The organism is Streptomyces europaeiscabiei (genome assembly GCF_036346855.1).
GTDB lineage: Bacteria > Actinomycetota > Actinomycetes > Streptomycetales > Streptomycetaceae > Streptomyces > Streptomyces europaeiscabiei.
On record NZ_CP107841.1, the window covers coordinates 9,097,753 to 9,124,027 of the forward strand.

Here is a 26,275-nt window from a genome sequence, read left to right on the forward strand (position 1 = left end):
GCCCTTGACCGGGCCGAAGGTGAGCAACGACTCGAGGTCGGTCTCGGCCCGTTTCCTCCTCCGGAAGCATCTCCATCATCCGAGGAGTACGCCACTGGAGACGAACCGGCGTTCGGCGCCGGAGCCGTCGGTGTGCGCGTATACGTAGGCTCCGCGATCGGGATCGTAGATGACGGTGTAGCCGTCCAGGGTTTCGTACCGTGCGTACCTTGTCGTCACCGAAGGCGACGAGCTCGACGTCGCCGCCCTCTTCCTGGCTGAAGGTAGCTGAAGGTAAGGGTGTCACCGAAGATGCCACTCATCGCAGGACACCTCCCGGGAATAGGGCGCGCGAGGGCTCTCGCCCTCAGTGTGGCGGGCGGGGACGGAGGCGCACAGGGCAGAAGAACCTGGTTGTTGCTGCGCAGGGACCACGACCAGCGGTAGACCTCGGCGCTGGACGTAGGAGCTGGCGTAGCCACCGAGTTGGTCTTGCGGGAACCCCGCCTCGCGGCCCCGCCGGAGCCCTCGCGCGGAGAGGCCACAACCATCTCCGTGTCGAGGCGGGATGTCCAGGTGCCGCGAGCGCGGGCGTTGGTGAGGGTCTTGCGGGAGCCGGACGGGAAGGGTTCGGGGCCGCCTCCTGGTCCGCCGCCGGCACACACGGTGGGCACGGGACGGTCGGTGGCGCCCCAGCCCAGGGCCTCGGCCATGGACATCCAGCGGGCGCGGCCCGGACCGAACAACGACTCTGGCTCTGCCGTTCTCGCATGGGTGGGCGCTGGGGGTTCGGCGGTGCGGACGCGGGAGGCGAGCATAATCGCCCGCTTCCGGGTCTGGGGTACGCCGTAGTCGGCGGCGTTGAGGATGCCGGTCCACACGGAGAAGCCCCAGCCGCGCAGGATGGCCGCGTACTGCTTCCACAGGGGCAGGACGTCGGGGACTTCCTCCATGGCCACCCATTCGGGCTCGCCCACGGTGTTGAGGGCGTGTAGGTAGCGCATGGGTTCGGCCGCGAGGAGAGAGCGTTCGTCCGCGCACGCGCCGAGCAGTTGCTCGCGGGTGTCGCGGCCGGCGGCGAGGTCGGCGACGGCCTGGTGAACGAGCGGCTGGTCGACCAGCCCGAGGCGCTTGCCGGCCATCGACCACGCCTGACACGGCGGAGAGGCGATCAGCCCGACTACGCGGCCGGAGAAGACCCACGTCGGATAGCGAGCGACGTCCGTCCGGATGGTCAACTGCCCCGCCACGGCACGGGTTTTGCAGGCCCACTCGTCCCATTCCAGGCCGATGTCCCGCGCGCCGAGGACGGTGAGTGCGTGGCTCCAGCCGCCGGGGCCGGCGAACAGGTCGAGGACGATCCGCCTCAAGAAGCCAGCCCGTAGTCGCCCTGCACCGGCTCGGGTCCGGCGCCACGGCAGGCCCAGGGGGAGCAGCCGTCGACCACGCCGTGCTCCTGTTCCTCCACCGTGGTGGGCCGGTCGTCGAGTTCCTGCTGGCGTGCTGCCCATTCGGCGGCGGTGACGTGGTCGATGGGGGCCTGGTCGAGAGGGACACGGGAGCGGTGGAAGCCCTCGACCACCTTGTGGTCGAAGGTGTTCATGCGCCGGCTGCCCAGCAGCGGCAGCAGATGGATGTTCAGCAGCGACTCCACGTGCACCATGGAGGCCGGTCCCAGATCCCGCTGAGCGGCCTTCCACTCCGCGGCGTACTCCTCGAACCGCATCGCCCCGTACGTCGCGATCCGCTCCGCCTTCGCCTGGCCCCTGGGCGCCGCCTTCTTCGCGTTGTAGACCTCCGTCAAACACGCGATCGCCCTGTCCTGGGTCGCAAACCCGGACTCCTTCACCTGCTTCCCGGCCGCAGACCTGTACCGGACCTTGTAAGGATGAGAGCACTTCGACCACCGCGACCGCGGATGCTCACACTCCTTGAAAAACGACCCCATCCCACGAACCAGGGCAGCAGAACTCACGGTTGCCGACTCCTCCACGACCGACGCTGACAGTTCGCTAACCGTCAGCAGACCGGGACACGGCTGACCTGCACTGATGCGCGCAGCGTCCGCTATGTTCTGGAACTGCGCGGTGAGCTGCTCAATCCCGAGCCTGGTCGACGGCCTGCTCGGAGGCAGTTACGACCTGGCTCTCCTGCGCACAGGCACGCCGGTGGACGCCGCCGTCGAGGTCACCATCCTCCGGTCCGAACGGCTGGTGGCGGTCCTGGCCACGGGCCATCCGCTGGCAGGCCGCCGCGAGATCCCCCTCGCGGCACTCGCCGACGAGCCGATTGTCGTCCACCCCTCCCGTGACCGTTCCTCCATGCACGGCCGGGTCCTCGCGGCATGCGCCCCGGCCGGCTTCGAGCCCGCCGCTCTGGTCGAGGTCGGCGAGACCGCGACGCTGGTCGTGTTCGTCGCCGCGGGCCACGGCGGCGCCCTGGTCCCGGAGTCGGTGCAGAGCCTCCGCCTCGACGGGGTGACGTACCTGCCGCTCGTCGAGACGGAAACCGTCGACCTGGGTCTGGCGCGCCGAGCGGGCCCGAACTCACCGGCCGCGGAACAGGTCGCAGCGGTCATCGAGTCATGCGTGAGGCGGTGACCAGCCGATCGAGCCTCGACGGCGACGGCGTGGAGAACAGGGCGGCAGGGCCTCATCTGAGGCCCTGCCCACGTACGCGGTCCTATCGGTGGTGAGGCGGCTGTACGGGCGTCACCCCGGGCTTGTTTCTCACGTCTGCCCCGCGAGGGGACGCGCGGTCCCGCCGACACCCCCGTGACCCGTGGCCGCTGCCGCCTCCGGTGCGCGGGGAACCAGCCCCACCAGCAGGGCACCGATGACGCCGGGTACGGCGAGTGCGTAGAAGTTCCACTGGAACGCCAGCCCGGCTCCGATGATGAGCCCGAGCAGCGGCGGGGCGAGCATCGAGCCGAGGCGGCCGAACCCCAGCGTCCAGCCCATCGCCGTGGCGCCCATGCGTACCGGATAGTGCTTGGAGACATAGGCGAGGACGAACGACTGCGTGCCCATCGCCCCGACGCCACCCAGTGCGACGGCCGCGTACAGCACCGTCGTGGGCAGCCGCAGGCTGAGCAGTATGACGGCCACGCTGGACACGAGGTAGGTCGTGGTGATGATCGGTTTGGAGCCGAATCGGTCGGCCGCCAGCGAGATGACGATCGTGCCGACGACGGCTCCGATGTTGAACACCAGGAGGAATCCGAGCGAGGAGCCCGTGGAGTAGCCGGCGCGACGCATGATCTCCGGGAGCCAGGTGTTGAAGCCGTAGATCATGAAGAGGCACAGGCACGTCATCACCAGGAAGCAGATCGTCGCTCCGATGTAGCTGCGCGAGAAGAGGGCCCGTACCGGCGACATGCCGCCCGAGTCGGTACCGGACGGGCTCTGCTCAGGTGCCGGTACGCCGTGCTGTGTGTCGTCCGCGGTGATGTTCCAGCGGTCCGCGATCCTGTCCGCCTCGGCGTGCCGCCCCTTCGCCCGGAGGAATGTGATCGACTCCGGCAGAAACCTGATGGCCAGTGGCAGGACGAGGACGAGCGGGAGGAGGCCGAGGACGAACATCGTCTGCCAGCCGAACCGGGGCAGCACGAAGATTCCGGTGAGGGCGGCGATGATGCCGCCCACGGGGAAACCGCTGAAGAGGATCGCGAAGACCAGGTTGCGCGTCCTGGGGCGCGAGTACTCACCCACCAACGCGCTCGCGGTCGGCAGCACGCCGCCGAGACCGAGGCCGGCGAGGAAGCGGAAGAGGCCGAACACCTCCGGAGTGGTGGCCGTCGCACACAGGCCCGTCATCACCGAGAACCAGATCAGGCAGCCGATCAGCATTTTGCGTCGGCCCAGAGTGTCGGTGAGCGTGCCGACCGTCGTGGCTCCGAAGAGCATCCCGACGAGAGCGAATGAACCGATCAGACCGGCACCGGCGGGAGTGAGGCCCCATCCGGGTTCGTGGAGCAAGGACGGAATCACCGCGCCGTAGACGACGACGTCGTACCCGTCGGCCACGACGGTGATCCCACAGATCGCGAGTACCAGCAGTGTCACCGGGGGCCAGGTGGCGTTGCCACGACTTCCTCCGCGGCTGTCTTCGTGCATGACGGTTCCTCTCACATGGCTCTGCTGTTGCGGTGAGGGTTCTCTCGCTGGGGAGGCGAGGGCGACGGCTCTTCCCGATGTTCTGGCGGGATCGTGTGCTACTCGCCTCGCATCGCTAAGTGTGCACACTGATACGGGCCTGTAAAGAGTTACGTGCAGGAAAGGACCCTGTGCTGTTTGGTTGGTGCGATGTTACGAACATGGGTGTATGCACATTTGGTTTCGTGCGGGGGAGGCTGCTCGGTGCGAGCACCTCACATCCTGGCGTCGGCCCTCCGGGCTCGCGAGATACCGCGGCCGGCCAGTACGACCGCCGGTACCAGCAGGTGGGTCCGGGCATCGGCGCCCACCACGGACAGGGCCGCGACGACGCGCCCTTGCGCGTCGGTGATCGGTGCCGCCACCGAGTAGGCGTCCGGGCTCATCTCCTCGCGCACGATGGCGACGCCGGTCCGCCGGCACCCCGCCAACGCCACACGCAGTGCGGCGGGATCGGTGATGGTCCTGGGTGTGAAGCCGGTGAGGCCGTGCCGTACGACCTCACCAAACAGCTCCTCGCCGGCGTGGGCCAGCAGCATCTGCCCGACGGCGGACGCGTGCAGGGGCAGCCGTCCCCCGACCCCGGAGACCACCGGAACCGCTTCCGCCGTGGAGATCCGTTCGACGACGAGGGCGTCGGTTCTGTCGAGGACGGCCAGTTGCACGTGCTGCTGCGTGGCGGCGTGCAGGTCCTCCATCACCGGCATGGCCCGCACGCGCAGCGGCAGCCCCCGCGGGTTGAGGCTGCCCAGCTCCCACAGCCGCAGGCCGATGACGTAGGCGCCACTGGGGACACGCTCCAGCGCTCCCCACGCGGTCAGTTCGCCGGCCAACCGGTGCGCGGTGGCGTGGCTGAGGCCGGTGATCCGGCATATCTGGGCGAGCGTCAGCTCCGGGCGTTCCGGCGTGTACGCCCCCAGGATCGCCAGGGCCCGAGAGGTGACCGTGCGCCCGCGGTCGTTGCTGTTGGCCGTCTTGGCTCCCCTGCTCGATGTCCATTCAGCGGACATCGTACTGACCCCGGCGAGGCCGATCGCGGAATCTCACCCTCGGGCTCCTGAGGCCCTTCACGGGATGACGCGAGAAAGACGCCGCCGCCGTCGGCTGCGGAGGTCACCGACGGTCCCACTCACCGATGAAAGGAGTCCGGGCATGCGCATGACCGTGACGCCGCGGGACCGCGGCGGTCATGACACCGACTCGGCAGACAGGTCGTTGATGCGTTTCGAGCACGAGACGCTGCCTCAGCGGGTGTGTTTCGCCTCGGGCGAGGCGGCGTCGACGGTACAGGCCGAGGTGGAGCGGCTCGGCGCCACGCGGGTCATGGTGATCGCGGCAGCGGCGGAAGTTGAGCTTGCGCAGCAGGTCACCGCCGGCCTTCCGGTCGCGCTGCGGTGGGGTGACGTGGTGATGCACGTTCCCGTGGAGGTCGCCGAGCGGGCACGTGCCGCCGCGGCCGTACACGAGGTGGACTGCCTGGTCAGTGTCGGTGGGGGCTCCACCACCGGACTGGCGAAAGCGATCGCGTTGACCGCGGACGTGCCCATAGTGGCCGTCCCCACCACCTACGCGGGCTCGGAGGCCACGAGTGTGTGGGGTCTGACCGAGCGAGCGCGCAAGACCACGGGGGTGGACGCGCGAGTCCTGCCCCGCTCGGTGGTGTACGACGCGACGCTGACCGTGTCCCTGCCGGTGCCGATGAGTGTCGCCTCGGGGATGAACGCGCTGGCGCACTGCGTCGACGCGATGTGGGGCCCTCGCGTCGATCCGATCGACCGGGCGCTGGCGGGGGAGGGGATCCACGCGCTGGCGACCGGGCTGCCCGCGGTGATGGCCGACCCGGCCGGCCTTCCGGGCCGCGAGCGGACGCTGTACGGGACGTACCTGTCCGCCGTGGCGTTCTCGTCGGCGGGGTCGGGGCTGCACCACAAGATCTGCCACGTCCTCGGCGGCAGGTACGACCTGCCGCACGCCCAGACCCACGCGGTGGTGCTGCCGTACGTGCTGGCCTTCAACGCACCCCACGCCCCGGAGGCCGAGCGGCGGATCGCGGCCGCGTTCGGAGCGCGGTCGGCGATCGCAGGACTCCAGCGCCTTCGGCACGACGTGGACGCGCCGAAGGCGCTGCGCGACTACGGGCTGAAGGAGTCCGACGTCGACGACGCGGTGCAGGCGGTCCTGGACGTGGTGCCGGCCGGCAATCCGCGTCCGGTGACGGCCGGCTCTCTCCGGCGCCTGCTGCGTTCCGCCTGGCGAGGGACGGACCCGAGCACGACGACCGATGGCACGGAGGACTGATGACGACGAGTGAGCAGAACCGGACTGCCGAGCAGCAGGAGCGTGAGCAGGCCCTGGTCGAGCAGGTCGTGGCCTCGTTCGAGACCGCGAAGGACCCGCGCCTGAAGCAGCTGACGCAGGCGCTGACCCGGCACCTGCACGCGTTTCTGCGCGAGGTGCGGCTGACCGAGGCGGAATGGGCGTCCGCGATCGAGTTCCTCACCGCGGCCGGGCACATCACCGACGACAAGCGGCAGGAGTTCATTCTGCTGTCGGACGTGCTCGGGGCGTCCATGCAGACGATCGCGATCAACAACGAGGCCTGTGCGAACGCGACGGAGGCGACCGTGCTCGGGCCGTTCTTCGTCGAGGGCTCACCCGAGATCCCGCTGGGCGGGGACATCTCCTTCGGCGCCGCCGGGCAGCCGTGCTGGGTCGAGGGCACGGTCACCGGAACCGACGGCGCACCCGTGCCAGGTGCGCGCATCGAGGTGTGGGAAGCCGACGAGGACGGCTTCTACGACGTGCAGTACGACGACGACCGCATGGCGGCTCGGGGTCACCTCGTCGCCGACGAGCGGGGCCACTACCGGTTCTGGGCGATCGCCCCGACGCCGTACCCGATCCCGCACGACGGCCCCGTCGGTGCGCTGCTGGCCGCGGTCGGCCGTTCCCCCATGCGCGCCTCGCACCTGCACTTCGACGTCCGTGCCGACGGCAAGCGGACCCTGATCACCCACATCTTCGTCAGGGGCGACGAACTCCTCACCTCCGACGCCGTGTTCGGCGTCAAGGACTCACTCATCCACGAATTCGTGGAACACCCCGCGGCGACCCCCACCCCCGACGGACGCGACATGGCCGGCCGTGCCTGGTCCAGCGTCCGCTTCGACATCGTCCTCGCTCCCGCACAGACAGGACTCTGCGAATGAACAGGCACGACAACCAGCACACGCCCGACCTGCGCGTAGCCGTGATCGGCGGAGGAATCGGCGGTCTCGCGACCGCGGCCTTCCTGCACCGGGCGGGGATCGAGGCGACCGTGTACGAGCAGGCTCCCGCCCTGACCGAGGTCGGTGCCGGTCTCGTCGCCTCTCCCAACGCCGTGCGACTGCTGAGCAGCCTCGGCCGACTGGACCGCTTCCGGGAACGCGCGGTGCCACTGCGGGCCGGATGGGAGTTCCGGCGCTGGGAGGACGGGCGCGTGCTCTTCTCCCAGGAACTCGGCGAGGAATGCGAACGGCGCTTCGGTCAGCAGAGCTACGTCGCGCACCGCGCCGATCTCCTCGACGCGGTGCGGTCGGCCGTCCCCGAGGCGTCGCTGCGTCTGGGGCTGCGGCTCGCCGGCCTCCACCGGCTGGACGAAGGCGTCGAGCTGACCTTCACCGACGGATCACGGGAGGTCGCCGACGTCGTCATCGGTGCCGACGGCGTGCACACCACCGTCGGCCGGTTCGTGGCCGAAGCCGAAGCACCACGCTTCTCGGGCATGTGCGCCTACCGCTCCCTCGTACCGGTGGAGCGCGCGCCGGCTTTCGCGCGCCGTCCAGTACAGACCCTGTGGCTCGGCCCGGACCGCCACCTGGTGCACTACCCGATCTCCGCAGGCACTCAGATCAGCATCGTCGCCTTCGGGCCCGCACACGACTGGACGACGGAGTCCTGGTCGGCCGAGGGCCGGATCGAGGACCTGCGCGCCGAGTTCGCCGGGTGGTCCGAGGGCCTGACGGAGCTGCTCGCGGCGGCGCAGCGCGTCGGGCGGTGGGCGCTGCTCGACCGGGATCCGCTGCCCCGCTGGACGAACGGGCCCATCACGCTGTTGGGTGATGCGGCGCACCCGATGTTCCCCTTCTTCGCTCAGGGGGCGGCGCAGGCGATGGAGGACGCCGCCGTCCTGGCCGGCTGCCTCGCCGACCAGCCGGAAGACCCCTCTGCCGCGCTGCGCCGCTACGAGGACGTCCGTCGGCCACGGGCCACCCGGGTGCAGCTGATGAGCCGGGGCCGGGCGGAGAGCAACCACCTGCCCGACGGGCCCGAACAGCGTGCCAGGGACGCCTCGTTCGCGAACGAGGATCCCCTGGCGCACAACGGCTGGATCTACGGGCACGACGCGGAGCTGGCCCTGCGGGAAGCACCGGTGTGAGTGCTCGGTCCGCGTCGCTGGAGCGGGGACGGCCTGGCGGGGGAGTGATGATAGCCTGCCGATAGAGTCCTATTTGTATCTATTAGTCCAGCGGCAGTGGAGTCGCCGCCCCACCGGCTGCGGGCAGGAGGACTGGTGACGGTCGAGCCTTGCGAGGGCGTTTGGGGGCCCGGTGAGCGAGGCGAGGCGACGTTGGACCTCGTCCTCCGGCAGTCGACGACATGTCTCAACGGTCTGGGGGCGATGGTGCACCGGCACGACGTTGCCGCCGGTCGGCTGCGTCTGGTCGCGGCGACAGGGCTCGACCGGGAAAGCACGGCGCAGTGGGCGGATCTGGCCGACCAGCAGGACGTGGCGCCCGCCCAAGCTGTGCGGCGCGCTGCCTTCGTGCACGTTGCGGGAGACGGCTTGGGCAACGAAGCGGCCGGCACGGTGGCTGTACCCCTTCCCGGCGCCGATGCGCCGGTCGGTGTGCTGTCCGTGTTCACGGCGGCACCCGGTGAGCCGGACGAAGCCCAGCGGTCCCTGCTGCGGGCGCTGGCGGCGTGGGCAGGCGCGCGTCTGGCCGGTGGCCCCGGTACGTCGCCCGGTCCGGACGGGGAGGCGGGGGTTCAGCGCTCGCTGCGCATGGGCGAGCTGACCGCCGCGCTCGCCGAGGCCGTCACCTCCCGTGACGTCGTGCGGGCCGTCGCCGAGTTCGTCCTCGCTCCGTTCGGTGCCGACGGGCTGGTGTTCCAGGTGCTGGAAGGGGACCGCTTGAAAGTCGTCGGCGCCACCGGATATCCGCGGCAGCTCCTCGGCCTGGTCGACGGGATCCTGCTCGGCGACCATGCGCAGATGCAGTACATGGTACGAACCCGTACTCCTCTGTTCGTCGAGTCGAGAGCGGAGCTCGCCGGGCGCTTTCCCTCGCTGAGGCATGTCACTGACGCGTCCCCGAAGGAGGCGTGGGCGTTCCTGCCCATGCTGGCCTCGGGGCGCGTCATCGGCGTGTGCGTGGTGTCCTTCAGCGAGCCGCACTCGTTCAGCGACGACGAGCGCTCCCTGCTGACGGCGCTGAGCGGCCTGGTCGGGCAGTCGCTGGAGCGGGCCCGCCTGTACGACACGGAGCGTGCCCGCGCCCGGGAACTGCAGCGGGGTCTGCTGCCCAGGACGCTGCCCCGTCTGCCCGCCGCCGTCGCCGCCGCGCGGTACCTGCCCGCTGGTCGGGGTGACGAGGTGGGCGGCGACTGGTACGACCTGATCCCGCTGTCCGCCGACCGGGTCGCCATGGTCATCGGTGACGTCATGGGACACGGCATCACCGAGGCCGCCACGATGGGTCGGCTGCGCACAGCCGTACGCACCCTCGCCGACCTGGAGATGCCCCCCGACGAGCTGTTCAGTCGTCTCAACGACCTGGTCTCCGACCTGGGTGAGGACTTCTACGCCACCTGCCTGTACGCCGTCTTCGACCCTGTCGCGCGTATATGCTCGTACGCCCTGGCCGGCCACCCTCCGCCGGTTGTCGTCCATCCGGACGGCACGGTCCACAGCCCCGACGTGGCTCCGGATCCACCGCTGGGCGCCGCCAAACTGCCCTTCGCAACACATGAGTTGCCCATGCCCGACGAGAGCCTGGTCGTCCTGTGCACCGACGGGCTGGTCGAATCTGTCATCCGGGACGCCGACGAGGGACTGGCCCAACTGCGGCGGACGCTTGCCCGGGCCCCGGCCGAGGCCGCCTGCTTCGAGGCCGCCGACGAGGACGACGACGTGCGACGCCTGGAGCGGTTGTGCGACACGGTCGTGTCGGCTCTGCTGCCCGATCGCGGGCAGACGGCTGATGACGCCGGTCTGCTCATCGTCCACGCCCGGTGCACCGGCGCCGGTGATGTCGCCTCCCGCGACCTCAGGCACGATCCCCGTGCGGCCGGAGAGGCCCGGGCCTGTGTCCGCGAACAGCTCGACGCCTGGGGGCTCGGCGATCTCGTGCTCACCACCGAGCTACTGGTCAGCGAACTGGTGGGCAACGTCGTACGCCACGCCAAGGGCCCCGTCCGCCTCCGCCTGCTGCGCAGCCGCTCCCTGATCTGCGAGGTCTACGACGGCAGTCTCACCACACCGCGCGTCCGCCACGCCAGTTACACCGACGAGGGCGGGCGCGGCCTGCAACTCGTCGCCGCCCTTTCACGGCGCTGGGGCGCCCGCTATCTCCACGACGGCAAATGCATCTGGACGGAGCAGGACCTCCCGCCTGCCGTCCACGAGGGCGTCAGTGAGACATGAGCACAATGAATGCTATAGATGATTCACAATCGCCAGACTAATGAGCAGAGCGAACAAGCTGCTTCCGCAGCCACGCCCGCCCCGGATCGGTGGCGCCGCGTGGATTCCACACCAGATCGATTCCGAGGGTCGGCAGGGGCACCGGCGATTCCATGACACGCAGCCCGTGCCGCGCTGCCAGACGTTGAGCCAGACGGCGCTGCAGCAGCGCGATCATGTGTGTGCCGCGCACCACCGAAGGGATCATCAGGAACTCGAAGACGACCATCTGCACAGTGAGATCGGGAATCATCCTGGCGAGGGCCTGCTGAGCGCCAACCCGCCCTCCCTCCCACTCGAACACCGCGTGAGGCAGCCGGGTGAGGTCGTCGAAGGTCAGCGCCGCGCCGATGCGGTCGTTGTCCGCGTCCGCGACCAGGACCCAGCTTTCGTTGTAGAGCCGCTCCCTCGGCAGAGTGGTCGGCATGGTGTCCGGCAGCAGCGCCACGTCCGCGGTCGCCTCACTGCGGGTGAGGTCCATCGCGGACTCGGGCGCCTCAAGATGCAGGCGGACACCCGGGGCGGACTCGGCGAGCGTCGCGCTCAGGAAGGGGAGGACCGTCAGAGCCGAGGCACTGGACGCGGCGATGCGAAACGTACGTTCTGAGGTTGCCGGATCGAACGTCGGCGGCGCGAGCACCTGGCTCGCCGCGGTCTCCAGGATCAGGTTGAGCGGTTCGATCAGGGCACTGGCACGCGTCGTGAGCACGTACTGCCTGCCGACCCGGACGAGAAGCTCGTCCCCGAGTGTGCGCCGCAGCCGCTGCAGTGCGTTGCTCATGGCCGGCTGTGTCAGCCCGACCGCCCGAGCGGCCCGAGTGACACTGCGGTGCTCGAGCAGGGCGGCCAGTTGCGGGAGCAGATTGAGATCGATGCGGTGTAGACCGGTCGCGGGACTCGTCGACCGGGATTCAGTATTCACGATGCCTATATATCGCATGGACAACAATAATTCGACTGATTCTCGACCAGCTATTAACGTGCTGGTGTCGCCAACTCGCCGCCGCGTTTCACCGTCGGCGCAACGGAGGTCTTCCATGCCGACCATCGAGACGGACCACTTCGAGATCCGTCGACTCGTCGAGAACTGGGCGCTGTGGCGTGACGCAGGCGACTGGGAACGGTTCGCCACCGTATGGCACCCGGCAGACGGCTGGATGACGGCCACCTGGTTCCAGGGCCCGGCGACGGACTTCATCGCCGTGAGCCGGGAGGGATTCGACAACGGGGTCAGCATCCTGCACTTCCTCGGCGGGCACACCGCCGACGTGGTGGGTGACCGTGCCATCGCCCAGACCAAGATGACCATCAACCAGCGGGCCATGGTCGACGAGGTGGAGGTCGACGTCGTCTGCACGGGACGCTTCTACGACTTCTGCTCCCGCCACGAGGGCGCGTGGAAGATCGTGCGCCGCCAGCCGATCTACGAGAAGGACCGCCTCGACGTGGTCGATCCCTCCGCGTCGCTCGACCTGGACCCGCAGCTGCTGCGCCGCTTCCCGGTCGGCTACCGCCACCTCGCCTACCTGCAGACCAAGGCCGGCTTCACGGTGAAGGCCGGGCTGCCGGGCCTGACGGGTGACGTCGTACAGCGTCTCTACGACGAAGGGGCGAAGTGGCTGGCTGGTGCCGGCACCCCAGGCGATCCCCACTGACCCCGAGGAACGGTCTGCATGGAACACTCAGAAGACTTCGTCGCGCGACGCCTGACTGTGGGCATCTTCCCCGGCGCGGGCGCCGTCCATCTCTACCACGCCCTCGACTCCGGATACTTCCGGAAGGCGGGACTGGAGGTGGACCTCGTCCAGGTCGTCTTCTCCGACCAGCAGATGGCCGGCTGGAACGACGGCGACTACGACATCATGCACACCTCTCCCGACCACCTCCTGCGCGGACTGCTGAAGCGGGACCCGGTGGCCGTCCAGGCCGAGGGTATGGGTGAACTCGCCGTGCACCGGCGTCCCGGCGCACCGTTGCCGACGGACCGGTGGGCGGTCGACAACGCGCGAAGCGCCTTCGCGTTCGTCCTGCGTGCCGTACTCGCCGACGCCGTCGGCACGCCGGTCACCGACGGCCAACTGGTATCGGTGGGCGGCACTCTGCAGCGGTTCCAGGCACTGCCGACAGGCGCTGTGGACGGGACCACTCTCCATCCACCCTTCGACGCCCTTGCCGCGGAGAAGGGATACCCGCGTCTCGGCGGCCACCTTCAGGTAGCACCCGACATCCTCACCGGTGTGGTGGTGGTGCCGCGCACTGCCGCCACCACGCGGCACATCCGTGCCTACCTCGACGTCTGCCGCGTGAGCACGGCAGAGCTACTGACCTCCGGGGCGTCGGGCGTAGAAGCGGCTCTGGTGCGACACGGCCTGCCGAAGTCCGCCGCCCAGGCTGCGGCACCCGGCCTCCTCGGGCCCGCAGGGCTGTCCACCTCACCCGACGTGACTCTGCGTGGTATCGAGGCCGTGGCCGACCTACGCCGCCGCTTCACTCCGGCCTGGCAGCCCTCCTGCCCGCTCCAGTCGCTGATCGGCCCCGGAACGGAGCGCTGAGCTTCCCGACGGCACGGCGACCATGTTCCGGTAGTGGATACAGTGCAACCCCGCTCCTGCGGCAGTCGTGGAGGGAAAACCGGCGGGACTGCTCCCTGCCGGTTTCCGCGTATCGCAGCTGCATACACCTGGGTAGACTCCAGGTATGAGCAGGAGGAGGGGCGAGACCCCTGAGGAACCACGGTCGGCGGACAACGGAAGTAAAGCGTCGCAGATCCCGTTCGAGACGACGGGCGGGACACCCGGGCCTACCGCGGGCGGACGCCGACTCGCCCTTGACATCCACGGACGCCTGCGGGGGATGATCCTCAGCGGTGAACTGGTGCCGGGGTCTGCGCTGCTCCAGGCCGAGATGGCACGGAAGCTGGGTGTCAGCCGCACGCCGATGCGCGAGGCGTTCCGGCTCCTCCAGGAAGAAGGGCTCATCGACGCCCAGCCCGACCAACGGGCGAGGGTACGGGCAGTTGACCCCGAGGACCTCGACGGCGTCTATGGCGCCCGCATCATGCTCGAAGCGCTCGCAGTGAGCGTGACGGCCAAGTCGCTTACGCCCGAAGACCTGCAGCGCATGGGCGAAGCACTGAAGCGCATGCAGGAACTGGCGGGCGACGACCTGCCGGACGAGTGGCATGCGGCGCACAGGGAATTCCATCGCATTCCGACGCAGGCTGTGGGACCGCATCTGCAGCGAATGCTTGCGTCGCTCGGCGAGCACAGCGAGCGATACATTCGGCTGGCCCAACTGGGCGTACCCAGCTCATGGGCACGGGCGCACGCAGAGCACGAAGCACTGCTGGAGGCGCTGCGACTGAGCGACCAGGACGAAGCGGTACGCGTGATGGCTCGCCATCTCGCGCGCACCGCCTTGAACGTGCTGGCGGACGTCGCCCCGGAGTACGAACCCGCGGCCACGCGCACTGCGCTGGGGATCGCGGGCAACGGGCAGTCCTGACGTCAGGACTGCCCGGCGGGCGGGCGGTGGTTGTAGCCGACGGCACGTTCCGGTGACCTGCTTCTTGAACCGACCCGCCCGGGAAGGACTCACAGATACGTCCGTCGGCGGGGACACGGAGGGAGAGGCGGCGCGTTGCCGTAGCGGTGCTCAGAAGCCTCATCGCCGCCGTGGGAAACGCTCGACCGGAGCCCGACGCCAGCTGAGCCAGGCTGCCGTGACCCCGGTCGACCTCACCCGGCCCCGCCTTTTGGGGGTGACGACACCGCATCGTCACCCGGCAGCCCCGTCGGACCGACCGGGGCCGGCCTTTACGCGTCCCAGTCCCCGGGGCCCAGAGTGAGTGCGACCCGCCCGAGGTTGCTGTCGTCCTCCATGTAGCGGTGGGCGTCGGCGGCCCGGGCGATGGGGAAGGTGCGGTCGACGACAGCGCGGAAGCCGCGCTCGACCTCGGTCCACAGCGCGTCGACCGCGGCGGCGTTGCCGGTGCGTACGCCGATGATGCGATGGCAGTCGGAATAGAGGCGCCGCAGATCGACCTGGACTCTGCCGCCGAGGAACGCACCGGAGGTGACCACGGTGCCGCCGCGGGCCAGCGTGTCGAGGGTGGCGTCCCAGATCGCCGGGTCACCGAGGTTGTCGACGGCGATGTCCACGCCGTAACCGCCGGTGGCCTCGCGCACGCGGTCGACAAGGTCGGGGGCGGTGGTGTCGAGTACGACCTCGGCGCCGACCGCTGTCAGGGCCTTGCGCTTTTCCGCCGAGCGGGAGGTGGCGATGATCCTCGCGCCGAGGTGTTGGGCGTAGGCGGCGGTGGTGGAGCCGAGGGCGGAGGCGGCGCCCTGGACCAGTACCCACTGACCGGGGCGCAGCCCCGCCTGGGCCAGCTGGTTGGCGGCCACCGCGCCGACGAGCGCCAGGGACGCCGCCATCGCGGCGGGAATGCCGTGCGGTACCCGGTGAACGTTGCGCGCGGGCACCGCACAGTACTCGGCGTACGCACCGGGGCGATGGGTGCCTATCACGCCCAGGTCGGGACAGACTTCCTCGCGGCCCTCCAGACAGAAGGCACAGCTGCCGCAGACGACTGCGGGAAACACGGCCACGCGGTCCCCGACCCGGACGGAGTCCACACCCTCTCCCAGCGCGGCGACGACGCCCGCATGGTCGGCGCCCAGCACGTGGGGTGGCTCGATCTTGGCGTAGGGGTGGTTGCCCGCGCGGGCCGTGAGGTCGAGCAGCCGGCCGATGCCGACCGCGGCGACCTGGACGAGGACCTCGCCCGGACCGGGCCGGGGCGTCGCGATCATGGCCTGTTCCAGCACGTCGGGTGGTCCGAATCTATGGAACACCATGGCCCGCATTGCCTCGGGCACGGGCAGCAGGTCCGGCCAGCCCAGTTCAGCAGCCGTACTGTTCATGACGCCACCACCGTGTTCTCCAGGCGACCGATCCGCTCGATCTCGACGACGACCTCGTCCCCGGCGGTCAGGAACTCCCCGCGCGGCGCTCCGACGCCGGCCGGTGTGCCGGTGAGGATGACATCGCCGGGCTCGAGCCGGGTGAGGCGGCTGGCCGCCGCGACCACTTCGGCTGTCGGGACCATCATCTGCGCCGTCGAGGAGTCCTGCTTCACCACACCGTTGACACTCAACCGGATCCGCAGGTTCTGCGGGTCGGGGATCTGCCAGGCGGGCACGATTCCCGGGCCGAGCGGGCAGAAGCCGTCCTGTCCCTTGTGGCCGACCCAGTCGTAGGTGAAGGGTTTGCCGACCGGCTTGGGGGCGGTGAGCCGGTCTCTGGCCGAGATGTCGTTCGCTGCCAGGTAGCCGGCCACGTGATCGAGGGCCTGATCGGGCGAGAGGTTGCGGCCGGCGCGGCCGATGACGACGGCGAGTTCCGCCTCCCAGTCGACGCGGGCGCCCGGGTAGGACGGCAGCGGCACAGGGTCTCCCGGTCCGGTCACGGTCGTCGTGGGCGGCTTGAGGAAGAAGAACGGATCACCAAGTTCGTCGGGAGGCTCGACGCCCATCTCGGCGCAGTGGTCCCAGTAGTTGGCGCCTGCGCAGAGCACCTTGCCCGGGTACGTGAGCGGGGGAGCTACCCGGGCCTCGGCGATGACGTCCGAGGGCGTCGGCACCCATTCCTGTAGGAGCGGGGCGAGTGAGTCCCATCGGCCCAGCACCTCCATCAGTGACAGGCCTTCCGTGCCGGGTGGCCCCTGGACGATGCTCCCCCGGACGCTCACACCGACGGCGAGCTTCTCCGAGTCGTCGACCCGGTACTGCACCAGTGACCATTCAGAAAATTTCATGGATTCCTCCGACATGCGGCTCTCTGAGGCAACAGAACCATAGTGCATACACATTGCCCACGGTAAGGGGTGCTGCGTGCCGTGTCGAGGTGGAAGCGAGGGGTAAACGCATGATCGATGGGCGAGAGAGCGTAAAATGTCCCCTCCGAGGCTAGACGCACCGCCTGAAGAGTGTGCACACTTAAAGGAGGTGTGGTGCGTGAGTGACGCGGATCCACCGGAACCATGAGGAGTACAGAATGTTGCGTGTCAAAGGCCTCCTGCACTACGGACTCCAAGTGCCCTCGCTGGATACGGGCGCGAGCTTCTACGACGCGTTCGGACTGGAGACGGCGGAGCGTGGCAACGCGGTCGTGATCCGTTGCGACGGTCGGGAGCAGGACCAGGCGGTGCTGATGGAGGGGCCGGCCAAGCGGCTCCATCACGTGGCCTTCGCGGTCGAACCGGACTCTCTGCCGGAGTGGCAGCGCCACATCGAGGGCATGGGGCTGAAGCTGCTGGACGCGCCAGCCGAGGTGCCCGGCGGCCTGTGGCTGCGGGATCACGAGGGAAACCTGATCAACCTCCGTGACGAGGGGATCGCTTTCTGGCGCGAGTTCGGCACCACGGACGCGCAGGACGCCAATGTCGGAGACCGTGTCCGGCGGGTCGATCAGGCTCGCTGGCTGAACGCGAGAGAGAAGGCCCGCCCCCAGCGTCTGGGACACATGCTGATCTTCAGTACCGATGTGGGTGCCTCCGAGGCCTTCTATACCCGCACGCTCGGGCTGCGCCTGTCGGACCGCATCATCAACGGGCCGGTTTTCATGAATTCGGGACCCGGTGACCACCATGTCTTCGGCTTCGTCCCGGCGGCACACCCTGGCCTGCACCACTCCAGCTGGATGGTGTCGGACATCGACCAGATCGCCCGGGGCGCGCAGAACATGGCCTCCGTGGGCTACGCGAAGGGCTGGGGCCTGGGCCGCCACACTCTCGGCTCGAACCTGTTCCACTACATCCAGGACCCCTGGGGCAGCTGGATCGAGTACTCCAGTGACATGGACTGCATCACCGAGAACTGGCAGCCGAACGACTGGGACTGCCCGGCAGCCATCTGGAGTCCGGAGGTGCCGGCCGACTTCATCACCAACCAGGAGGAGAAGCCTGCCTGATCGTTGCCACGATGCCCGTGCCGCCGACTTCTCCCCTCACGGGGGCGACGTTTGGACGGCGTGGGGCGTTCGCCGGTTCGCGCCGGGACGGCCATCTGGGTCGGTTGGTGGTCCCGTCGGCGAGCAGCGCGGTTGGGCCCGGGCCCGTAGGCCTTGTGACGGTCCTGCTCCGCGAAGCCACGGAAGACGAGCATCGCTAGGTGCAGAGTAACCACGACATAGGATCACCCGCCTCAAACTGTGCACACATAGGCGGGCATGGTCTTAGTTGAGCCCCGGAGGTTCACGGTGAATGGTGAAGTGAGTGAAGCAGGTCGGCGGAAGTTGCTCGATAAACTGTATGCAGATTTTGCAGAGGCCGGTCTGACACCGCTGTGGACACAAGTCAGTGACCTCATGCCGATGTCTCCACAGCCGACCGCAGTCCCGCACCTGTGGCGGTGGGCGGAACTGCTCCCCATAGCTGAGCGGTCCGGACGGCTGGTGCCGGTAGGGCGCGGCGGTGAGCGCCGAGCGATGGCGCTGTCGAACCCGGGCCTGAAAGGGCTGCCGTACGCGACCCCGACCCTGTGGACCGCGATCCAGTACCTGGGGCCGCGGGAGTCGCCCCCTCGCACCGGCACAGTCAGGGCGCCTTCCGGTTTGTCGTCGACGGTGAGGGTGTGTGGACGAACGTCGACGGGGATGCGGTGGCCATGCGTCGCGGCGACCTGCTGCTGACTCCCAGCTGGGCCTTCCACGAGCACCAGAACGTCACCGACGAACCGATGACCTGGATCGACGGCCTCGACGTCCCGCTCGTGTCCCAACTGGACGCCGGACTCTTCGAGTTCGGGCCCGATGAGCTCTCCACCCGTGCCACGCCGAAGCATTCGCGCGGCGAGCGGCTCTGGGGGCACCCGGGCCTGCGTCCGATCAGCCTGCCCGACCGGCCGAACTCTCCCCTGGCCGCGTACCGATGGGAGCACACGGACGCGGCGCTCACCGCCCAGCTGGAGCTCGAGTCCGAAGGATCCGTCGGGGTGATCGAGCCGGGACACGCCGGCGTGCGCTTCTCCAACCCCTCCACCGGTAAGGACGCCCTGGTCACTATGCGCACCGAGATGCGCCGACTGCGCCAAGGAACGCGCACCATCCCCGTGCGGTCGGTTGGCTCGGCCGTGTGGCAGGTCTTCGACGGCGACGCAGTCGCGACAGTCGGCGACAAGGCCTTCGACATCACCAAGGGCGACCTGTTCGTGGTCCCGTCCTGGTGCGAGGTCACGCTCACCGCATGCACACAGATCGACCTGTTCCGTTTCAGCGACGAGCCCGTGTACGAGGCGCTGGGTCTCGCGCGTACCCACCGAGGAGAGAACAAGTGAAGCTCGCCACCATCCGGGTCAACGGCATCACCCGTGCCGTGCGCATCGACGAGGACAAGGCGGTGGACCTCGGTGAGAGCGACCTGGTCGCCTTCCTGCGTCACCCCGACTGGTCCGCGCGGGCCGAGGCCGCCGACGGCGAACGATACGAAGGCGCCCTGGACTACGCCCCTGTGATCGTCGCTCCGGAAAAGGTCGTGTGTGTCGGCCTCAACTACCGTAATCACATCCTGGAGATGGGCCGGGACCTGCCCCGACACCCCACCCTCTTCTCCAAGTACGCGCGGGCGCTGGTCGGCGCGTACGACGACGTGGTCCTGCCCGCCTCGTCCACGCAGATGGACTGGGAAGGCGAACTGGCCGTCGTCATCGGCGCGGAGGTCCGGCACGCGGGCCCCGAGCAGGCGCGCGCGGCGATCGCGGGATACACAGTGCTCAACGACGTCACCGCCCGGGACTGGCAGTTCCGTACCGCCCAATGGCACCAGGGCAAGACCTTTGAGGCGACGACGCCCATCGGACCGTGGCTGGTCACCGCCGACGATCCCGCGGTGGCCGCGGGGAACCTGGAGCTGGCGTGTGAGGTCGACGGCGACACGGTCCAGAAGGCCGACACCGCTGATCTCGTCTTCGACCCGGTCACGCTTGTGTCGTACCTGTCCGAGATCGTGACGCTCGTTCCGGGTGACGTGATAGCCACCGGCACGCCGGGTGGAGTGGGCCATGCGCGTCAGCCCGCCCGCTACCTGGAGGACGGTTCGCTGCTCGTCACTCGGATCGAAGGGCTCGGCGAGTGCCGCAACATCTGTCGCAGGGAGGCACGGTGAGCGGGCCACCCCACGCGATGCTGGACTGGGTGGGCAAGGGGACGGCCGCCTTCGAGGCCGCCACGCACTGGGCGACGGATGCGAGCCTCACCAGGCCCTCGCACCTGCCGGGCTGGAGCCGAGCCCACGTCGTCGCGCACGTGGCCCGCAACGCCCACGCGCTCGTTAACCTGCTCACATGGGCTCGTACAGGTGTCGAGACCCCGATGTACGCCGATGACGACCAGCGCATGAACGAGATCGAGGCGAACGCCCGCCGCCCGGCCGACGAACTGCGCGCCGCGCTCCTCGCGGCCGACGGACGACTGCGCGAGACACTCACCACTCTGCCCGACGAGTGCTGGAGTGCGACCGTCCGGACAGCACGGGGGAGGGCGGTGTCGGCCGCGGAGGTGCCCTGGATGCGGGTGCGGGAGGTGTGGGTGCACGCCGTCGATCTGAACACGGGGACGAGCTTCGACGACGTCCCCCGCGAGGTGTGTGCGGGTCTTGTCGACGATGTTGCCGCCGCGTTCCGGGCACGCAGCAATTTTCCGCTCGTTGAGCTGCGAGCCGATGACGGCGGTCGGACCTGGCTTCTTGGAGAGCCCGGTGCTGCGGATCCGGTCGTGGTGAGCGGAGACATCCCCAGCCTGGCCGCTTACGCGACCGGACGCCCTGTGCCAGGACCTCTGTACGTCGTCGGCGGATCGGTGCCCATTCTGCCCCCGTGGCTGTGAAAGCGGAGGAATCACGACGAAGTCGCCGATCGGGTTGTGGATGTCGAAGCGGCCCGCCTCGATGGCTTCGCAGCGCACCGAGGACACTGGCCGCTCGGACTCCCAGCCGCAGTATGGTTCGGCTTCAGCCCGCGGTGATACGGGAGTTGACGCGCCGCATCCAGTCCCCGTCGGTGTGCCACATGGGGTGGTGCGGAGCGGCGTTGGAGGTCAGGACGACGCCCTGGAAGCCGGCCGCGAGACAGCGATCGACGACGAACTCCGCGATGTCCTTGCCGACTGCGTCCTCCTCGAAGCGCGTCAGCAGCGGGGTGTAGCCCACGACGCCTTCACCGAGAACGGCGGGAATCCCGCGCAGGCGGGCGAACTCGGCGACGGAGTCGGCCCACCCGGCCAGCGTGTCCCGCATGGCCTGGCGGTGCGCCGCGTAGTTCTCGTAGAGCCACAGGTCCCAGCGGTCGGGGTCCACCCAGTCGTGCGCGTAGAACAGTTCGCGAGGGATCCCGGTGGCCGCCAGCCGCCAGGGTTCGTCCGGCTGGTAGTCGGCGAAGGCGGGCGCGTCGGGGCGCAGCATGGCGGCCAGTTCGGGGGTCGGCCAGGCGGCCGTCTCGGGCGCCGCCTCGGTTCCGTGGCCGAGTCCGACCGCCTCGTACAGCGCGCCCAGCACGCCGTAGACGTAGAAGTGGAAGTGCGCGATCTGCGCCTGCTCGGGCAGGTCGTTGAGTTCGCCGGGCCAGGGCTCACCCAGTGAGTAGGTCACGGGGATGGCGGGGTGGCGTGCCTGCAGCAGCTTCACGGCGCGTTCGAGGGGGCCACGCAGCCGGGCGTAGTGGCCGGGGGTGCCGTCCGCGGGTACCAGGTCGCAGTTGTCGACCTCGTTGTGCACTTCGACGTAGGCGACCTGGTCGGCCAGCCCGCGCTCGGTGAGAAAGTCGAGGAGTCCGGCGAGCCCTTCGGCCACCGCCTCGGCCCGGTCCGGGCCCGGGACTTCGTCCAGGGCGCGATGCCAGGTGTCGGTGTCGGCGAAGCTGGGGGACTGCTGGTACTCCCAGGAGGACACGATCACTTTGCAGTCGTGCCGGGCCGCTGCCTCGAAGAGCTCGACGAGACGCCGTCGGCCGTCCAGCGGGTAGCCGCCGCGGACGTCGTACCAGCGGGTGCGCTGTCCGAACTCCTCGCCGAGGCCGCGGACCTGGATGGAGTCCGGGGCGTGGACGCGTCCGGAGAACAGCAGGAAGGGCATGGCGCAGATGCGCACGGTGTTGAAGCCGCGCTCCACCGTCTCGGCGAAGGCGCGGTCGATGTCGGCGAACGGCTCGCCGGGTCCTGCCTGTGTGTACCAGCTGAAGTCCCACAGGGTGATGGCGAGTCGGCCCGTGGTCTCGCCCGGGGTGGGCTGCTGCTGTGCGCTCATGAGGTCACCCGTCGTTCGTGTGCGGTGGGACGCCGTCGGCGGCTCGGCGGCACCACGCTAACTCAATACATTATTTATGAATAATCCTTGACGAGGGTAACCGGGTTGTCCAGGCTGTGGGGCGGACGAACACGTATGCGCATCGAGGAGCCGCCCGCCATGACCCCATCCATCCACCCGTCCCGTCGCACCGTCGTCACGGCACTCGGCGCCGCCGCAGCCGTCGCTCTGCCGGCCTGGCCGCAGACGGCGCGAGCGGCGGACGGCCCGGCCGTGGCCGCGGCGAACGGCCCGGTGCTCGACACCCACCCGGCCACCGAGCCCTCCGGCACCCACGTGCGTGACGTCGGCGGCACCAATGTCGTCTTCCAGTACGGCACGGTGCTCCCCGCCTTCGACGGCTGGCGCACCCATGAGCCCACCCGCGACTACGTGTCCCTGGACAGGCGCTGGCGTTTCCGCTTCGACCCCGCCGGCCAGGGGACCGACGAAGGGTGGCAGTCCCGGCACCATGACGACCGGACGTGGGACCGCATCGAAGTGCCCGCCGCCTGGGACCTTCTGAACACTCCCGGGTTCGGCTCGGAGACCGCCCCCTTCGCCAAGGGCACCGCGTTCACCGACGGCTATGCCTGGTACCGCACCACCGTCGACGTACCCGCGTCCTGGCGTGCCCGGCACGTCCGTATCGCCTTCCTGGCCGCCGGCTACAGCGCCGAGGTCTGGCTCGACGGTGTGCATCTCGGCAAGCACGAGGGCGCCAACTCGCCCTTCGCGCTTCCGGTGGCGGGGGCGCTCCGGCCGGGCACCCGTCAGACGATCGCCGTGCGGGTCTTCCGCCGGGCGAGCTACACCGACTACACGGCCTCGCCTCCGCAGCCGGTGACCGATGACCACGAGATCCCCTACAAGCCGGTCGACTACTGGCCCTACGCGGGGCTGACCCGGTCGGCCTGGATCGAGGCGGTGCCGCAGGTCACCGTCGCCAAACTGCTCGTGGCCGCCGCGGACGGGCGCCTCGAGGCACGTGCGGTCGTCGAGAACCACGGCACGTCCGACTTCGACGGCTGGCTCACCCTGGATCCCGGCCGGAAGAGCGGAGGCCGGCCCGCCGTGGTCCCCGCCCGGATCGCGGCCCGATCGGCGGGCGTCGTACGCCTTTCGGTGCCCGTGCCCCGCGCCCCGCGATGGAGCCCTGCCGCACCGCACACGCTCACCGCCCGCGCCACCCTGACCGCCGGCAGGCCGTCAGGCCCACGGGTGGACACGCTGTCCACTCGCTACGGAGTACGCGAACTGACCGTGGCCGAAGCCCAGTTGCGGTTGAACGGCGAGCCCCTCTTCCTGAAGGGGCTCAACTGGCACGAGGAGACGGCCGCGCACGGCAGAGCGATGAAGCCCGCCGAGTACGACCAGGAACTGGGCCACTTCAAGATCCTGGGCGCCAACTTCATCCGTAACTGCGTCTACAACCGCCACCCCTACGTCTACGACTGGGCGGACGCGCACGGCGTACTGGTGATGGACGACATCGACACCATGTGGCTCAACACCGCCCAGGAGAAGCTCCAGACCGAGCGCTACGGCCTCGCCCGGGCCCTCGCCCTGACCATGGCGTGGAACCAGCACAACCACCCTTCGGTGATCCTCTGGGGCCTGCAGAACGAGTCGGAGATCGACGCCGCCGGCGCCCCGGTCTACCGGGCCTGGCTCGCCGACCTGAAGGCGGCCGTGAAGGCGGTCGACCTCACCGCCCGTCCCGTCACCTGGGCCTCTAACACCAGCAACGACCCCGCCTTCGACCTCGCCGACGTGATCGGGTTCAACGAGTACTTCGGCTACTTCTACGGCAAGGACGCCGACCTCGGCCCCACGCTCGACGCGGTGCACGCGAAGTACCCCGACAAGCCGATCCTGATCACCGAGAACGGCACCTGGTCCGTCGCCGGCACCCACGGCCCCGACACCACCCAGGGCACGGAGGAGTGGCAGGCGGCGAGCTTCAGCGCGCACTGGGCACAAGTGACCGCGCGTAGCGCGTTCGTCGCCGGGTTCACCTACTGGGTGCTCAAGGACTACAAGCAGCGGGCCGGGTACAACCAGGACTACAACGGGATCTCCGTGATGGGCCTGCTGACGTTCGCGGAGGAGCGGCCCAAGCTGGTCTACGACGCCTTCCGGAAGGCGGCGGTGCCGGGCGCCGAGTGAGCGTCGAACGGCTGGAGGGGGGAGGGGCAGACTGCCCTCCCCCCTCCAGCCGTCGGGCTCTCAGCGGCGTCAGCCCTTCACGCTGCCCTCGGTCAGCCCGCTGCGCCAGAAGCGTTGCAGGATGACCATGGCGATCATCAGAGGGACGACGGAGACCAAGGCGCCTCCGACGGTCAGCTGGTAGAGCTGCGGTTGGCGGTCGGCGAAGGACTGCCACGACGTCAGACCGAGGGTGATGGGGTACAGCTTGGAGTCGGACAGCATGACCAGCGGCAGGAAATAGTTGTTCCAGATGCCGACGAACTGGAAAAGGAAGATCGTCACCAGGGCGGGGGTCATGATGCGCAGAGCAACGACCGTGAAGATGCGGATCTCTCCCGCGCCGTCGATGCGGGCTGCCTCCAGCAGCTCGTCCGGTATGGATGCCGCGGCGTAGATACGGCAGAGGTACACGCCGAAGGGACTGACGAAGCTCGGCAGCAGTACGGCCCAGTAGGTGTTGGCCAGGCCTGCCTCGCTGAACAGCAGGTACATGGGCAGCGCCAGCGCCGTGGCAGGGATCAGGACGCCACCCAGCACGACGTTGAAGATCGTGTCGCGGCCGGCGAAGGAGAACTTGGCCAGCGCGTAGCCGCACATCGCGGCCAGAAGCGTCGCCACGCCTGCGCCGACGCCCGCGTACAGCAGGCTGTTGGCGGCCCAGCGCAGGTAGATCGCATCGTCGTAGGTGACCACTTGGCGCAGGTTGCTCAGGAACTGGGGATGGGAGAACCACAACCCGAAGCTGCCGAACAGGTCGCCGGTGGACTTGGTGGACGCCACGACCAGCCAGTACACCGGGAGCAGGAAGTACCCGGCGGCCGCCACCAGCAGGCCGGTGACCAGGATGCGACTGCGCGTGGTGACCCCGGTGATGCCGCCGTGCGGCGTCGTGCCGTCGTCGGAGGCCGGCGTCTCGCCCCTCGGCAGGACTGTGCGGGCCGGTGTCTGAAGACTCACGCGTCCCCACCTCTCTTGTTGATCAGCCGCAGAAAACCGAAGGAGAGCACGAACGCGGCGAGGGCGAGCAGCACTGCCTCGGCGGCGGCGAGGTGGTAGTTGTCGTTGGTGAACGCCTCGTTGTAGGCGCTGAGGTTGGGGGTGTAGGCGCTGTCGATACTCGATGAGACGGGCTTGAGCACCAGCGGTTCTGCGAACAGTTGCAGCGTGCCGATGATGGTGAAGACCGTGGTGAGGATCAGCGCCGGGCGCAGCAGCGGCAGTTTGACGTGCCGGACCGTCATCCACGCACTGGCGCCGTCGATGCGGGCGGCCTCGTACAGCTCCGCGGGGATGGTACGCAACTGGGCGACGAGAACCAGGACGTTGTAGCCGGCGAACTCCCACGTGACGATGTTCGCGATGGACCACAGAACCGTGTCTCCGCCCAGCAGGTCGACCGACACCCCCAGGTGGCGCATGCCGTCCACGAGGGGGCTGACTCCCGGGACGTACAAGAAGCCCCACAGGATGGACGCGATGACGCCCGGAACGCCGTAGGGCAGGAAGAAGGCGGCGCGGAAGAACCGCACGCCTCTGGTCGAGGCGCTGTCCAGCAGCAGCGCGAGCCCGGCGGACAACGCGACCATCACCGGCACCTGGACGGCCGCGAACAGCAGTACGCGACCGATGCTGCGGACAAAGGCGTGATCGGACAACGCGTCGGAGTAGTTGCGCAGCCCCGCGAAGACGGTATGGCTGCCGCCGAGTCCCAGGGCTCCGGTGTGCTCGACATCCATGACGCTCTGGTAGACGGCGTAGCCGATGGGGAGGGCGAAGGTCAGTAGGAACAGCAGGAGGAATGGCGCGACGAAGACGACGGGCGCCGGGTTTCTGCGGCGGCGGGGCGCTCGGGTGGGCATCAGGGGTCCT

At 69.2% G+C, this 26,275-nt stretch carries 23 protein-coding genes; 13 read left to right on the plus strand and 10 right to left on the minus strand.

Annotation, left to right across the window (positions count from 1 at the left end):
- Positions 1–215: 215 nt before the first annotated feature.
- Positions 216–1,340 (minus strand): DNA cytosine methyltransferase, encoded by a 1,125-nt coding sequence (locus OG858_RS39570; protein WP_327726114.1) that lies wholly within the window; start codon positions 1,338–1,340, stop codon positions 216–218.
- Positions 1,341–1,345: 5 nt separating this feature from the next.
- Positions 1,346–1,783 carry a hypothetical protein gene (locus OG858_RS39575; RefSeq protein ID WP_327725466.1) on the minus strand — a complete coding sequence of 146 codons (438 nt, stop codon included), beginning with the start codon at positions 1,781–1,783 and terminating at the stop codon, positions 1,346–1,348.
- A 283-nt stretch (positions 1,784–2,066) separates the two neighbouring features.
- Between OG858_RS39575 and OG858_RS39580 the strand changes: the two genes are divergently transcribed.
- The gene (locus OG858_RS39580; RefSeq protein WP_327725467.1) at positions 2,067–2,579 is read left to right on the plus strand and encodes a LysR family substrate-binding domain-containing protein; all 513 of its coding nucleotides are present in this window, start codon (positions 2,067–2,069) and stop codon (positions 2,577–2,579) included.
- Positions 2,580–2,708: 129 nt separating this feature from the next.
- Here OG858_RS39580 and OG858_RS39585 read toward each other — a convergent pair whose 3' ends face one another.
- Positions 2,709–4,094 carry an MFS transporter gene (locus tag OG858_RS39585; RefSeq protein ID WP_327745425.1) on the minus strand — a complete coding sequence of 462 codons (1,386 nt, stop codon included), beginning with the start codon at positions 4,092–4,094 and terminating at the stop codon, positions 2,709–2,711.
- Positions 4,095–4,348: 254 nt separating this feature from the next.
- Positions 4,349–5,143, minus strand: a complete 795-nt coding sequence (locus OG858_RS39590; protein ID WP_327725469.1) for an IclR family transcriptional regulator — start codon at positions 5,141–5,143, stop codon at positions 4,349–4,351.
- A gap of 208 nt (positions 5,144–5,351) precedes the next feature.
- On the opposite strand from OG858_RS39590, the gene OG858_RS39595 reads away from it, so the two are divergent.
- From OG858_RS39595 to OG858_RS39610, 4 genes are all read left to right on the plus strand, one after another.
- The gene (locus OG858_RS39595) at positions 5,352–6,431 is read left to right on the plus strand and encodes a maleylacetate reductase (RefSeq protein WP_327726115.1); all 1,080 of its coding nucleotides are present in this window, start codon (positions 5,352–5,354) and stop codon (positions 6,429–6,431) included.
- Positions 6,431–7,342: an intradiol ring-cleavage dioxygenase gene (locus OG858_RS39600; protein ID WP_327725470.1), complete on the plus strand. Its 912-nt coding sequence runs from the start codon at positions 6,431–6,433 to the stop codon at positions 7,340–7,342. Before OG858_RS39595 ends, OG858_RS39600 begins: the two co-directional genes overlap by 1 nt.
- The gene (locus OG858_RS39605; RefSeq protein WP_327725471.1) at positions 7,339–8,553 is read left to right on the plus strand and encodes an FAD-dependent monooxygenase; all 1,215 of its coding nucleotides are present in this window, start codon (positions 7,339–7,341) and stop codon (positions 8,551–8,553) included. Before OG858_RS39600 ends, OG858_RS39605 begins: the two co-directional genes overlap by 4 nt.
- Positions 8,554–8,688: 135 nt before the next feature.
- Positions 8,689–10,821: a SpoIIE family protein phosphatase gene (locus OG858_RS39610; protein WP_327725472.1), complete on the plus strand. Its 2,133-nt coding sequence runs from the start codon at positions 8,689–8,691 to the stop codon at positions 10,819–10,821.
- A gap of 37 nt (positions 10,822–10,858) precedes the next feature.
- Here the strand turns inward: OG858_RS39610 and OG858_RS39615 are convergent, their stop codons facing one another.
- Positions 10,859–11,899 carry a LysR family transcriptional regulator gene (locus OG858_RS39615; protein WP_327725473.1) on the minus strand — a complete coding sequence of 347 codons (1,041 nt, stop codon included), beginning with the start codon at positions 11,897–11,899 and terminating at the stop codon, positions 10,859–10,861.
- Between OG858_RS39615 and OG858_RS39620 the strand changes: the two genes are divergently transcribed.
- From OG858_RS39620 to OG858_RS39630, 3 genes are all read left to right on the plus strand, one after another.
- Positions 11,898–12,515, plus strand: coding sequence for a nuclear transport factor 2 family protein (locus tag OG858_RS39620; protein ID WP_327725474.1), 618 nt, complete (start codon positions 11,898–11,900; stop codon positions 12,513–12,515). The two genes, OG858_RS39615 and OG858_RS39620, sit on opposite strands and share 2 nt — an antisense overlap.
- 18 nt (positions 12,516–12,533) lie before the next feature.
- Entirely contained in the window at positions 12,534–13,412 is an 879-nt protein-coding gene (locus OG858_RS39625; RefSeq protein ID WP_327725475.1) for an ABC transporter substrate-binding protein, read from the plus strand.
- 145 nt (positions 13,413–13,557) lie between these two features.
- The gene (locus OG858_RS39630) at positions 13,558–14,364 is read left to right on the plus strand and encodes a GntR family transcriptional regulator (RefSeq protein WP_327725476.1); all 807 of its coding nucleotides are present in this window, start codon (positions 13,558–13,560) and stop codon (positions 14,362–14,364) included.
- Between the two features lie 311 nt (positions 14,365–14,675).
- On the opposite strand, the gene OG858_RS39635 is transcribed toward OG858_RS39630, so the two are convergent.
- Positions 14,676–15,785: an alcohol dehydrogenase catalytic domain-containing protein gene (locus tag OG858_RS39635; protein ID WP_327747966.1), complete on the minus strand. Its 1,110-nt coding sequence runs from the start codon at positions 15,783–15,785 to the stop codon at positions 14,676–14,678.
- Entirely contained in the window at positions 15,782–16,678 is an 897-nt protein-coding gene (locus tag OG858_RS39640) for a fumarylacetoacetate hydrolase family protein (RefSeq protein WP_327725478.1), read from the minus strand. Before OG858_RS39640 ends, OG858_RS39635 begins: the two co-directional genes overlap by 4 nt.
- A 239-nt stretch (positions 16,679–16,917) precedes the next feature.
- On the opposite strand from OG858_RS39640, the gene OG858_RS39645 reads away from it, so the two are divergent.
- From OG858_RS39645 to OG858_RS39660, 4 genes are all read left to right on the plus strand, one after another.
- A complete protein-coding gene (locus tag OG858_RS39645) occupies positions 16,918–17,832 on the plus strand; it encodes a VOC family protein (protein WP_327725479.1) in 915 nt (304 codons plus the stop codon).
- A gap of 569 nt (positions 17,833–18,401) precedes the next feature.
- Positions 18,402–19,196, plus strand: coding sequence for a cupin domain-containing protein (locus OG858_RS39650; RefSeq protein ID WP_327725480.1), 795 nt, complete (start codon positions 18,402–18,404; stop codon positions 19,194–19,196).
- Positions 19,193–20,023 carry a fumarylacetoacetate hydrolase family protein gene (locus OG858_RS39655; RefSeq protein WP_327725481.1) on the plus strand — a complete coding sequence of 277 codons (831 nt, stop codon included), beginning with the start codon at positions 19,193–19,195 and terminating at the stop codon, positions 20,021–20,023. Before OG858_RS39650 ends, OG858_RS39655 begins: the two co-directional genes overlap by 4 nt.
- Entirely contained in the window at positions 20,020–20,742 is a 723-nt protein-coding gene (locus OG858_RS39660; protein WP_327725482.1) for a maleylpyruvate isomerase family mycothiol-dependent enzyme, read from the plus strand. The genes OG858_RS39655 and OG858_RS39660 overlap by 4 nt, the downstream gene beginning before the upstream one ends.
- 124 nt (positions 20,743–20,866) lie before the next feature.
- On the opposite strand, the gene OG858_RS39665 is transcribed toward OG858_RS39660, so the two are convergent.
- Complete coding sequence (locus tag OG858_RS39665) at positions 20,867–22,156, minus strand: cellulase-like family protein (RefSeq protein WP_327725483.1); 1,290 nt, start codon at positions 22,154–22,156, stop codon at positions 20,867–20,869.
- Between the two features lie 159 nt (positions 22,157–22,315).
- On the opposite strand from OG858_RS39665, the gene OG858_RS39670 reads away from it, so the two are divergent.
- A complete protein-coding gene (locus OG858_RS39670; protein WP_327725484.1) occupies positions 22,316–24,364 on the plus strand; it encodes a glycoside hydrolase family 2 protein in 2,049 nt (682 codons plus the stop codon).
- Between the two features lie 69 nt (positions 24,365–24,433).
- Here OG858_RS39670 and OG858_RS39675 read toward each other — a convergent pair whose 3' ends face one another.
- Entirely contained in the window at positions 24,434–25,363 is a 930-nt protein-coding gene (locus OG858_RS39675) for a carbohydrate ABC transporter permease (protein ID WP_328543953.1), read from the minus strand.
- Positions 25,360–26,265, minus strand: a complete 906-nt coding sequence (locus tag OG858_RS39680) for a carbohydrate ABC transporter permease (protein ID WP_328543952.1) — start codon at positions 26,263–26,265, stop codon at positions 25,360–25,362. The genes OG858_RS39675 and OG858_RS39680 overlap by 4 nt, the downstream gene beginning before the upstream one ends.
- Between the last annotated feature and the right edge of the window lie 10 nt (positions 26,266–26,275).

Excerpts from the sequence above, each read along its gene's own strand:
- OG858_RS39665 (WP_327725483.1), bottom strand. The coding sequence starts at position 22,156 with ATGAGCGCACAGCAGCAGCCCACCCCGGGCGAGACCACGGGCCGACTC.
- OG858_RS39620 (WP_327725474.1), top strand. The coding sequence starts at position 11,898 with ATGCCGACCATCGAGACGGACCACTTCGAGATCCGTCGACTCGTCGAG.
- OG858_RS39615 (WP_327725473.1), bottom strand. The coding sequence starts at position 11,899 with ATGGAAGACCTCCGTTGCGCCGACGGTGAAACGCGGCGGCGAGTTGGC.
- OG858_RS39625 (WP_327725475.1), top strand. The coding sequence starts at position 12,534 with ATGGAACACTCAGAAGACTTCGTCGCGCGACGCCTGACTGTGGGCATC.
- OG858_RS39590 (WP_327725469.1), bottom strand. The coding sequence starts at position 5,143 with ATGTCCGCTGAATGGACATCGAGCAGGGGAGCCAAGACGGCCAACAGC.
- OG858_RS39585 (WP_327745425.1), bottom strand. The coding sequence starts at position 4,094 with ATGCACGAAGACAGCCGCGGAGGAAGTCGTGGCAACGCCACCTGGCCC.
- OG858_RS39635 (WP_327747966.1), bottom strand. The coding sequence starts at position 15,785 with ATGAACAGTACGGCTGCTGAACTGGGCTGGCCGGACCTGCTGCCCGTG.
- OG858_RS39630 (WP_327725476.1), top strand. The coding sequence starts at position 13,558 with ATGAGCAGGAGGAGGGGCGAGACCCCTGAGGAACCACGGTCGGCGGAC.
- OG858_RS39640 (WP_327725478.1), bottom strand. The coding sequence starts at position 16,678 with ATGAAATTTTCTGAATGGTCACTGGTGCAGTACCGGGTCGACGACTCG.
- OG858_RS39680 (WP_328543952.1), bottom strand. The coding sequence starts at position 26,265 with ATGCCCACCCGAGCGCCCCGCCGCCGCAGAAACCCGGCGCCCGTCGTC.
- OG858_RS39600 (WP_327725470.1), top strand. The coding sequence starts at position 6,431 with ATGACGACGAGTGAGCAGAACCGGACTGCCGAGCAGCAGGAGCGTGAG.
- OG858_RS39670 (WP_327725484.1), top strand. The coding sequence starts at position 22,316 with ATGACCCCATCCATCCACCCGTCCCGTCGCACCGTCGTCACGGCACTC.
- OG858_RS39605 (WP_327725471.1), top strand. The coding sequence starts at position 7,339 with ATGAACAGGCACGACAACCAGCACACGCCCGACCTGCGCGTAGCCGTG.
- OG858_RS39595 (WP_327726115.1), top strand. The coding sequence starts at position 5,352 with ATGCGTTTCGAGCACGAGACGCTGCCTCAGCGGGTGTGTTTCGCCTCG.
- OG858_RS39645 (WP_327725479.1), top strand. The coding sequence starts at position 16,918 with ATGTTGCGTGTCAAAGGCCTCCTGCACTACGGACTCCAAGTGCCCTCG.